Here is a 10,395-nt window from a genome sequence, read left to right as displayed (position 1 = left end):
TTGGCAGCGGGGGTGCAGACATCATGGCGGCTTCTCTTCAAGAAAAAGTCGCCAGGGGGAGGCTGGGTGGGGGTGTCTGGGGCTTTCCCCTCACGCCTCACCCTTCACCCCTTACATTTTTTCAAATAAAGGAGCTTACCTTGAAACAGATGATGAAAATGATGGGCGTACTGGCCCTGATGCTGACTGCCGGTCTGGCTCAGGCCCAGAGCGGCAAGATTGCGGTAGTGGACACCAGCGCCGTATTCCAGAACATGCCTCAGCGTCAGGCAGTGGCCAAAAAACTGGAAAGCGAGTTTGGCAGCCGGGTCAAGGAAGTACAGAAGATGGAAGCCGATGGCCGCAGCTTTATCGAGAAGCAGCAAAAGGACATGGCCTTCATGAACGATCAGCAGAAGGCCGATGCCCAGAAAAAGCTGAACGAGATGCAGAGCGCCTATGTGCAGAAGCGTCGTCAGCTTGAGGAAGATCAGGCCCGCCGTGAAAATGAAGAACGTCAGAAGATGCTGGCGCGTATCAAAACCGCCATCGACGAGATCACCAAGGCCAAAGGTCTGGATCTGGTCATAGAGCGGGGCGCCGTCATCTATGTTTCACCTGCCCTCGACATCACCGAACAGGTGATCGGCAAGGTCAGCAAGTAAAAGCCTGGTTTTGATGAGTATTTGATTATGACTATCACGTTGCAAGAACTGGCCCGGCACCTGGGTGCCGAACTCAAGGGCGATCCGACCCGGATAATTAGCCGGGTCAACACCCTGGACAAGGCAGGCCCGGACGAAGTGGCCTTTTTGTCGGACAGCAAATATCACCATCTGCTGGAAAGCACAAAGGCCGGTGCCGTGATCGTGACCGCCGCCGATCAAGACCTGTGCCCGGTGGCCAGCCTGGTGATGGCCGACCCGTATCTCGGCTTTGCCCTGGCCGCCCAGGCTCTGGATACCACGCCGCAGCCGGCGGTGGACATTCACTCCACGGCGGTTATCGCCGACGACGTCGTTCTGGGTGACGGTGTGGCCATTGGTGCCAAGGCGGTGATCGAGTCCGGTGTGGTGCTGGGCGACGGCGCCGTGGTCGGGCCTGGCTGCTTTATCGGTAAAAACAGCACCCTGGGCGCCCGTAGCCGCTTGTGGGCCAACGTGACCCTGTATCACAGAGTCACCCTGGGTGACGACTGTCTGGTACAATCGGGCACCGTCATCGGCAGTGATGGCTTCGGCTATGCCAACAACAAGGGCGAGTGGGTCAAGATCCCTCAGCTCGGCAATGTGGTCATCGGCAACCGGGTAGAAATCGGTGCCTGCACCACCATAGACAGGGGCGCCCTGGGTGATACCCGTATTGCCGATAACGTGATTATCGATAACCAGTGTCAGGTCGCCCACAACGTGGAAATCGGCTATGGCACCGCCATTGCCGGCGGCACCGTGATGGCAGGTAGTCTAAAAGTCGGTAAATATTGTATTATTGGTGGCGCCGTGGTCATCAATGGCCATATCGAGATCTGTGATGGGGTTACCATCACCGGCATGAGCATGGTAATGCGGCCCATCACCGAGCCCGGCATCTATTCTTCCGGTATTCCGTTGCAGCCCAATAAAGAATGGCGTAAAACGGCGGCACGTGTGATGCGCATCGACGATATGCACAAGCGGGTAAACCAGCTTGAAAAGCAGTCAGACAAAAAAAATTAAGCAAAATTGGTAGGGTTACATTTTGAATAACGAACTGAATACCGAACAGAATCAGTTGGATATCCAGGAAATTCTGGAACTGTTGCCGCACCGCTACCCGTTTTTGATGGTAGACAAGGTGGCACATTATGAAATTAGCCCTGAGCGCAAGACCCTGAGAGGCATCAAGAATGTGTCTTTCAACGAGCCGATGTTCACCGGTCATTTTCCGAACAAGCCGGTGTTTCCGGGTGTTCTGATCCTGGAAGCCATGGCCCAGGCCACCGGCATTCTGGCGTTCAAGATGGTGGGCAAGCCCAAGCCCAACGAGCTGTATTACTTCGCCTCCATCGACAACGCCCGCTTCAAGCGTCCCGTGGTGCCGGGAGACCAGCTGGTACTGGACGTGGTTTATCTTAAAGAACGTCGTGGCATAGCCAAATTTACCGGTGTTGCCACCGTCGACGGCGAAGTAGTCTGTACCGCCGAACTGATGTGTGCCAAACGCGAGGGTTGAGTGTGACGGAGCAAAGTGCAGTAATTCATGAAACCGCCATCGTCCATCCGGACGCCAGGATAGGCAAGGGGGTCGAAATCGGTCCCTGGACCCTGATCGGTCCGGAAGTGGAAATCGGCGACGACTGTTGGATAGGCCCCCATGTGGTGATCAAGGGGCCCACCCGTATTGGCCAGCGCAATCGCATCTTTCAGTTCTGCTCCATCGGAGAAGACTGTCAGGACAAGAAATACGCCGGCGAGCGTACCGTTCTTGAGATCGGCGACGATAACGTGATTCGCGAGTCCTGCACTTTTCACCGGGGTACCTCTCAGGACGAAAGCCTGACCAGCGTCGGCAGCCGCAACCTGTTCATGGTGAACGTGCATGTGGCTCACGATTGCCGTATCGGTGACGACTGTATCTTTGCCAACAACGCCACCCTGGCGGGCCATGTGCACATTGGCTCTCACGTGATCTTCGGGGGGCATGCGGCCATTCACCAGTTTGGTCGGGTCGGCAGTCACGCCTTTATCGCCGGCTGTGCCGCGCTGAACAAAGACGTGCCGCCCTATGTGATGGCCGCCGGGCTTTACGCCAAACCCTTTGGCGTCAACTCCGAAGGCCTGCGCCGCCGGGGTTATTCCGCAGAGGGTATATCGGCCATCAAGAAGGCCTACAAGATCATCTTCAGAAGCGGAAAAACCGTGGCTGAAGTGATTCCCGAGCTGGAAGAGCTGAACAAGCTGCAGCCGGAAGTGGGCATCATGATCGAGTTTCTCAAGCAAAACGAGCGCGGTATCATTCGTGCCTGAGGCTCGTCCCTTGCGTATCGGTATCGTCGCCGGCGAAGTGTCCGGCGACACCCTGGGCGCCGGCCTTATCCGCGAGCTGCGGGCGCGCCATCCCGATGCGGTGTTCGAAGGCATTGCCGGACCCCAGATGGTGGCCGAGGGCTGTACCGCCCTGTTCGAGATGGAAGAACTGGCTGTGATGGGGCTGGTCGAGGTGCTGGGGCGATTGCCGCGCATTCTGACCATTCGCAAGCAAATCATCCGTCACTTCATCGACAACCCGCCGGACGTGTTCGTGGGTATAGACGCGCCGGACTTCAACATCGGCGTCGAGCTCAAGCTGCGCAAGACAGGCATCGCCACCCTGCATTACGTCAGTCCTTCTGTGTGGGCCTGGCGGCAAAACCGGATTCACAAAATCAAGGCCGCGACCGACATGGTGCTGGCCTTTCTGCCGTTCGAAAAAGCCTTCTACGACCGCTTCGATGCGCCTTGCCGCTTCATCGGCCATACCCTGGCCGATCAGATGCCGCTGGTGCCCGACACCCTCGGCGCCCGTGAGCGACTGGGGCTCAAGCCCGACGGCCGCTATCTGGCCCTGCTGCCCGGCAGCCGTCATGCGGAAGTGACTCTGCTCAGCCCCGTGTATCTGGAGGCTTGTAAACAGCTCAAGGTGCGCCACCCCGAGCTGGAATTTGTGGTACCGCTGGTCAGTGCCAAGCGGCGCGAAGAGTTTTTGGCCATCAAACAGCAGGTAGCGCCGAACCTGGACGTGATCCTGATAGAAGGCCGGGGGCGGGAAGTGATGACCGCCGCCGACGCCATATTACTGGCATCGGGTACCGCCACCCTGGAGGCCATGCTGGCCAAGAAGCCGATGGTGGTGGGCTACAAGTTCAAGCCGGTCAGCTACTGGCTGGCCAACAAGCTGGTGAACACCGCCTATGCCTCGCTGCCCAACCTGCTGGCGGATAAAATGCTGGTGAGCGAGCTGATCCAGCACGACTGCACCCCCGGCCATATCGTGGATGAGGTCGGCAAGCTGCTGGATCACGACACCAGCGAGTTGATGGCGCAGTTTACCCAACTGCACAAACAGATCCGCTGTAATGCCGATGAACAGGCCGCGCTGGCGGTGCTGGAACTGGCCAATAGAATATGACAGACATTATATGACTGACATTGTTTACCCCCAGGGCGTGCTGGTGGCCGGCGTCGACGAGGTGGGCCGCGGCCCCCTGGTCGGCGATGTGGTCACTGCCGCCGTGATCCTGGACCCGAATAATCCCATTCCCGGTCTGGGCGACTCCAAGAAACTGAGCGAGAAAAAGCGCGAACTGCTGGCGCCGCTGATCCGCGAGCGCGCTCTGGCCTGGGCCATCGGCCGTTGCTCGCCCGCCGAAATCGACGAGCTCAATATTCTGCAGGCCACCATGCTGGCCATGAGCCGGGCGGTGGCGGCCCTGTCGCTGCAACCCGGCTTTGTGTTTATCGATGGCAACCGCTGCCCCAGCCTGCCGATGGCCGCTCAGGCGGTGGTGAAGGGCGACAGCCGGGTGGCCGAGATCAGCGCCGCCTCCATTCTGGCCAAGGTGGCGCGGGATCGGGAAATGATCGCGCTGGATGCGCTGCACCCCCAGTACGGCTTTGCCCGCCACAAGGGGTACCCGACCAGGGATCATCTGGCGGCGCTGGCCGAGCACGGTGTGCTGCCCGAATACCGGCGCAGCTTCAAGCCGGTAGCGGCCCTGCTGGCTGCCGCCAGGGCTGCCAATACCGCCAAGGCCTCAGGGGCGGTGGGCAAATGAGTACGCCTTTCGTTCACCTGCGCATTCACTCGGATTTTTCCATGGTGGATGGGGTGGCCAAGATAGGCCCCATCAACAAGCGCGCCAGCGAACTGGGCTATCCGGCGCTGGCGCTGACCGATCAGATGAACCTCTGCGGCCTGGTGCGCTTCTATGGCGACGCCCACCGCAAGGGGCTCAAGCCCATCGTCGGCACCGACATCTGGGTGCAGAGCGACGAGCTGGGCGAACAACTGTTTCGCCTCACCCTGCTGGCGATGGACAACAGCGGTTACCAGAGCATTACCCGGATTATTTCAAAGGCCTACGAGCGTGGCCATGTGCAGCACAGACCCCTGGTGGACAAGGCCTGGCTGGTCGAGTTCAACGAAGGGATCATCCTGCTGTCCGGCGGGCGCGAGGGCGATGTGGGCATAGGCCTGCTCAAGGGCAACGAGGCGCTGGTCAGCCAGTGTCTGTCCTTCTATCAACAGCACTTTGCCGACCGTTATTATCTGGAGCTGCAGCGCACCGAGCGGCCGGACGAAGAAAGCTACCTGCACATGGCGGTGGCCCTGGCCGAACGCGAAGGCTTGCCGGTGGTGGCCACCAACGAGGTGGTGTTTCTCGATAAAAGCGACTTCGACGCCCACGAGGTCCGGGTGGCCATTAACGATGGTTACACCCTGGACGACAAGCGCCGGCCCCGGCGTTACAGCCCCGAACAGTATCTGAAAAGCCCGGCCGAAATGGCCGAGCTGTTTGCCGACATTCCCGAAGCGCTGGAAAACAGCGTGGAGATCGCCAAACGCTGTAACGTGACGGTGCGGCTGGGTGAATACTTTTTGCCGGACTTTCCCACCGGCGACATGAGCATCGAAGACTTTCTGGTCAAATGCTCGCAAGATGGGCTGGAAAAGCGACTGGCGTTTTTGTTTCCCGACCCGGCCGTACGTGCCGAAAAACGGGGCGAGTACGACGAGCGACTGAAGATCGAGCTGGAAGTGATCAACCAGATGGGCTTCCCTGGTTACTTCCTGATCGTGATGGAGTTTATCCAGTGGTCCAAGGATAACGGCATTCCGGTGGGGCCGGGGCGGGGCTCGGGCGCCGGCTCTCTGGTGGCCTATGCGCTGAGCATCACCGACCTGGATCCGCTTGAGTTCGACCTGCTGTTCGAACGTTTCCTGAACCCGGAGCGGGTGTCGATGCCCGACTTCGATATCGACTTTTGCATGGACCGACGCGACGAGGTTATCGACCACGTGGCCGAGCTGTACGGCCGGGACGCGGTGAGCCAGATTATCACCTTCGGCACCATGGCTGCCAAGGCGGTGGTGCGCGATGTGGGCCGGGTGCTGGGCCACCCCTACGGCTTTGTCGACCGCATTTCCAAGCTGATACCGCCAGAGCCGGGTATGACCCTTGGCAAGGCTTTCGAGGTCGAGCCCAAGCTGCCCGAAATGTACGATCAGGACGAAGAGGTCAAGGCGCTGATCGACATGGCGCGGGCGCTCGAAGGGGTGACCCGCAACGCCGGCAAGCACGCCGGGGGCGTGGTAATAGCGCCGACCCGCATCACCGATTTCTCGCCGCTCTATTGCGACGAACACGGCCGCAACCCGGTGACCCAGTTCGACAAGAATGATGTGGAAGAAGCCGGCCTGGTGAAGTTCGACTTCCTCGGCCTGCGTACCCTGACCATCATCGACTGGGCCCTGGGCATGGTCAACCCCCGGCTTGAGAAGGAAGGCAAGCCACCGGTCGACATCGCCGCCATTCCCATGACGGACCAGGCTTCGTTCAAGGTACTGAAGCGCTTCGAGACCACGGCGGTATTCCAGCTCGAATCTCGCGGTATGAAAGACTTGATCAAGCGGCTGCAGCCCGACTCTTTCGAAGACATGATAGCCCTGGTGGCCTTGTTCCGCCCCGGCCCGCTGCAGTCGGGCATGGTGGACAACTTCATCGACCGCAAGCACGGTCGCGAGGCGGTGTCTTACCCGGATGCCACCTGGCAACACGAGTCGCTCAAGCCCATTCTGGAGCCCACCTACGGCATCATTCTGTATCAGGAACAGGTGATGCAGATAGCCCAGGTGCTGGCGGGCTACTCGCTCGGCGGTGCCGATCTGTTGCGCCGGGCCATGGGCAAGAAAAAGCCGGAAGAGATGGCCAAGCAGCGGGCCGGCTTCGAAGCCGGGGCGACAGAAAACGGCATCGACGGCGAGCTGGCGATCAAGATCTTCGATCTGGTGGAGAAATTCGCCGGATACGGTTTCAACAAATCCCACTCCGCCGCCTATGCATTGGTGTCGTACCAGACCCTGTGGCTGAAAACCCATTACCCGGCCGAGTTCATGGCGGCGGTAATGACCGCCGACATGGACAACACCGACAAGGTGGTGACCCTGGTCGACGAATGCCAGCGCATGGGACTGACCCTGTTGCCGCCGGACGTCAATTCCGGTCGCTATCGCTTCACCGTCAACGAAGAAGGCCATATCGTCTATGGCATCGGCGCCATCAAGGGCGTGGGTGAGGCACCGATAGAGTCGATTCTGGACGCGCGCGAGCAGGGCGGTCCCTTCCGGGATCTGTTCGACTTCTGTAACCGGGTCGATCTGAAGAAGCTGAACAAAAGGGTCATGGAAAAGCTGATCCTGTCCGGCGCCATGGACCGGCTGGGCCCGCATAGAGCCTCGCTGATGGCGACCCTGAGCGAGGCGATGAAGGCAGCCGAGCAGCATGCCAAGGCCGAGGCTCTGGGCCAGAGCGACATGTTCGGCGTGCTGGTGGAAGAAGAGCACATAGAACATGCCTTCGTGGATGTGCCGGCCTGGCCCGACAACGTCTGGCTGGACGGCGAACGGGACACCCTGGGGCTTTATCTTACCGGGCACCCGATCAACCAGTATGCAAAAGAGCTGCGTCATTACACCAGCGGCCGCCTGATAGAATTGCAGGCCACCAGCCGCGATAAAATCACCACCGCCGCCGGCCTGGTGATTGCCGCTAGGGTGATGACCACCAAGCGGGGCAACCGCATGGGCATCCTCACTCTGGATGACAGATCCGGTCGTCTGGACGTGACCCTGTTCTCGGAAGCACTGGAACGCTATGAGTCTTTGCTGGAAAAGGATAAAATCCTGGTCATCAGCGGACAGGTCAGCTTTGATGACTTCTCCGGCGGCCTTAAAATGTCGGCACGAGAAGTGCTTGATATCAGTGACGCCCGTGAGCGCTTTGCTCGTGGTCTGGCGTTGAACATCGATAGAAGCCAGATAGACCAGGGCTTTTTTACCCAATTGCTGGACATACTCACCCCCGTGCGGGCGGGAGTTTGTCCTGTTCGAGTGACCTATTGCCGACCAGGAGCGCGGGCGCAGCTTACTCTGGGAACCGAGTGGCGGGTAACCCCCACCGACCAGATGCTGGCGTCGTTAAAGCAGTTGCTGGGTCAGGATAAAGTCGAACTAATTTTTGAATAGAGGGGACCTATGAGCCACCATTTCCTGGATTTTGAACAACCCATTGCCGAGCTGCAGGCCCAGATTGAAGAACTCCGCCATGTCAGCGAAGGCGAAATGGACATCGACCTGGGTGAAGATATCAAGCGTCTGGAAGTCAAGCGCGACGAGCTTACCAAGAAGGTCTTCAACAACCTGGGCCCCTGGCAGATCTCCCAGCTGGCCCGTCATCCGCGTCGTCCTTACACCCTGGACTACCTGGAGATGATGTTCGGCGAGTTCGACGAGCTGGCCGGCGATCGCGCCTATGCGGACGACAAGGCCATCGTGGGCGGTGTTGCCCGTTTTGAAGGCCGCCCTGTTATGGTCATCGGCCAGCAGAAAGGCCGCGAAACCAAAGAAAAGATCAAGCGCAACTTCGGTATGCCCCGTCCCGAGGGTTACCGCAAGGCGCTGCGCCTGATGGAAATGGCCGAGCGCTTCAAGATGCCTATCCTGACCTTCATCGATACCCCCGGCGCCTACCCGGGCGTGGGTGCCGAAGAGCGCGGCCAGTCTGAAGCCATAGCCCGTAACCTCAAGGTGATGTCCGGCCTCAAGACCCCCATCATCTGTACCGTGATTGGTGAAGGCGGCTCCGGCGGCGCCCTGGCCATCGGCGTGGGCGACCGGGTCAACATGCTGCAGTATTCCACCTATTCGGTGATCTCGCCCGAAGGCTGTGCCTCCATTCTGTGGAAGAGCGCCGACAAGGCCTCGCTGGCCGCCGAAGCCATGGGCATTACCGCCAATCGCATTCACGAGCTGAAGCTTATCGACAACGTGGTAGACGAGCCCATGGGAGGCGCTCACGCCAACCCGTTGCAGATGGCCGAAAACCTGAAAGCGCGCCTGGTTACCGACCTGAGCGATCTGGAACAGCTCGATACCGATACCCTGCTGGAACAGCGTTATCAGCGTTTGATGAGCTACGGTTACTGCTGAGCCAGCCTGGTCCATTGAAATGGACCCTACGACCTTTGTGCCGTAGGGTCGAATTCATTCGACCATGGGCCAGAGTAGTTCGTTCCTGAAGGGGCCGGAGTCAATTAACCCTTAATTGACTCCGGCCCCTTTTTCCTTTCTGATATCGGCTACTCCATATCAACTCACAACACCGGGATGAACATGAAAAAAACACTGATTGCGGCCGCACTCTTCACCCTTGGCCTGAGTGGTTGTGCGACCAGCGATAACGGCGCCCTGTTGGGCGCAGGGCTGACCGCGCTGCAGGGGTTTACCCTGAGCAAGAGTCAGTTGCAGGCCGAAGCCAGCCTGTCCGCCAAACAGATGGATGAAGAAAACAAGCTGGCCCCGGCCAATGATGCCTACAGCAAGCGCCTGGCGAAGCTGACCCGCGGCCTGACCAGCATCGACGGTACACCGCTTGATTTTCAGGTCTATCTGGATGACGAAATCAACGCCTTTGCCATGCCGGACGGCACGGTGCGCGTGTATTCCGGCCTGATGGATGTGATGGAAGATGACGAGCTGATGGCTGTGATCGGCCATGAAGTCGGCCACATCAAGTTCGAGCATTCCCTTAACCGCTACAAGACCGCCTACCTGACCAGCGCCGCCCGTCAGGCTGCCGGTGCTATGGGCGGCACCGTAGGAGCCCTGGCAGCTTCCGAATATGCGGAGATTGGCACCCAGTTTCTCGGCGCCCGCTTTTCTCAGAAAGACGAGCTGCAATCCGATGCCTACGGGGTAGAATTCTTGTGCCAGGTGAACATGGATCCCTACGCCGCCATGCGGGCGCAGCAAAAGCTGATGCAGCACGCCGGCAGCGGCGGCGGCCTCTTCTCCAGCCACCCTTCTACCGCCAAGCGCATCGAGCTGGCCAGAGACGCGGCAGCCAACTCCAGCTGTCGGTAACGGCGTGAGGGGCAGTCTGATGCCGAGCTTTAAACTGGGCGCCGGTTTGCTCCCTCCCCTTAGCTTCGGGATGGCAGAATGACAGCGGGGTGCAACGCAAGGGCCAAAGTGACACCCCCACCCAGCCTCCCCCTGGCGACAACCCGCTGTTGTGCCTGTATCCTCGCTGCCAAGGGGGAGGGGCAAAACAGCTCCCTCCCCTTAGCTTCGGGGATGGCAGAATGACAGCGGGGTGCAACGCAAGGGCCAAAGTGACAC

Annotated in this window: 9 protein-coding genes; all 9 read left to right on the top strand. The window is 59.5% G+C overall.

The features are described from left to right. The first annotated feature begins 149 nt into the window (after positions 1–149). The 9 genes from UN63_RS15905 to UN63_RS15865 all read left to right on the top strand — a co-directional run bounded on the left by UN63_RS15905 (position 150) and on the right by UN63_RS15865 (position 10,137). On the top strand, positions 150–644 hold the full coding sequence (locus UN63_RS15905; protein WP_229793565.1) for an OmpH/Skp family outer membrane protein: 495 nt from the start codon (positions 150–152) through the stop codon (positions 642–644). 27 nt (positions 645–671) lie between these two features. Continuing rightward, positions 672–1,694 carry a UDP-3-O-(3-hydroxymyristoyl)glucosamine N-acyltransferase gene (lpxD, locus tag UN63_RS15900; protein WP_104488428.1) on the top strand — a complete coding sequence of 341 codons (1,023 nt, stop codon included), beginning with the start codon at positions 672–674 and terminating at the stop codon, positions 1,692–1,694. A gap of 34 nt (positions 1,695–1,728) precedes the next feature. Continuing rightward, positions 1,729–2,190 (top strand): 3-hydroxyacyl-ACP dehydratase FabZ, encoded by a 462-nt coding sequence (fabZ, locus tag UN63_RS15895; RefSeq protein ID WP_104488435.1) that lies wholly within the window; start codon positions 1,729–1,731, stop codon positions 2,188–2,190. Positions 2,191–2,192: 2 nt separating this feature from the next. Then, a complete protein-coding gene (gene lpxA, locus UN63_RS15890) occupies positions 2,193–2,984 on the top strand; it encodes an acyl-ACP--UDP-N-acetylglucosamine O-acyltransferase (RefSeq protein WP_104488426.1) in 792 nt (263 codons plus the stop codon). Beyond that, positions 2,977–4,125, top strand: a complete 1,149-nt coding sequence (lpxB, locus tag UN63_RS15885) for a lipid-A-disaccharide synthase (RefSeq protein ID WP_104488424.1) — start codon at positions 2,977–2,979, stop codon at positions 4,123–4,125. Before lpxA ends, lpxB begins: the two co-directional genes overlap by 8 nt. Positions 4,126–4,135: 10 nt before the next feature. Further along, positions 4,136–4,771 (top strand): ribonuclease HII, encoded by a 636-nt coding sequence (rnhB, locus tag UN63_RS15880; protein WP_104488422.1) that lies wholly within the window; start codon positions 4,136–4,138, stop codon positions 4,769–4,771. Next, positions 4,768–8,241 (top strand): DNA polymerase III subunit alpha, encoded by a 3,474-nt coding sequence (gene dnaE, locus UN63_RS15875; RefSeq protein WP_104488420.1) that lies wholly within the window; start codon positions 4,768–4,770, stop codon positions 8,239–8,241. The genes rnhB and dnaE overlap by 4 nt, the downstream gene beginning before the upstream one ends. Before the next feature lie 9 nt (positions 8,242–8,250). Beyond that, entirely contained in the window at positions 8,251–9,204 is a 954-nt protein-coding gene (gene accA / locus UN63_RS15870) for an acetyl-CoA carboxylase carboxyl transferase subunit alpha (protein WP_104488418.1), read from the top strand. A gap of 183 nt (positions 9,205–9,387) precedes the next feature. Beyond that, positions 9,388–10,137, top strand: a complete 750-nt coding sequence (locus tag UN63_RS15865) for a M48 family metallopeptidase (protein WP_229793561.1) — start codon at positions 9,388–9,390, stop codon at positions 10,135–10,137. Positions 10,138–10,395: the final 258 nt, after the last annotated feature.

It is taken from the genome of Oceanisphaera arctica, from assembly GCF_002936955.1.
Lineage (GTDB): Bacteria > Pseudomonadota > Gammaproteobacteria > Enterobacterales > Aeromonadaceae > Oceanimonas > Oceanimonas arctica.
The sequence above is the reverse complement of the archived record's forward strand: the minus strand, read 5'-3'. Positions and strand labels throughout refer to the sequence as shown.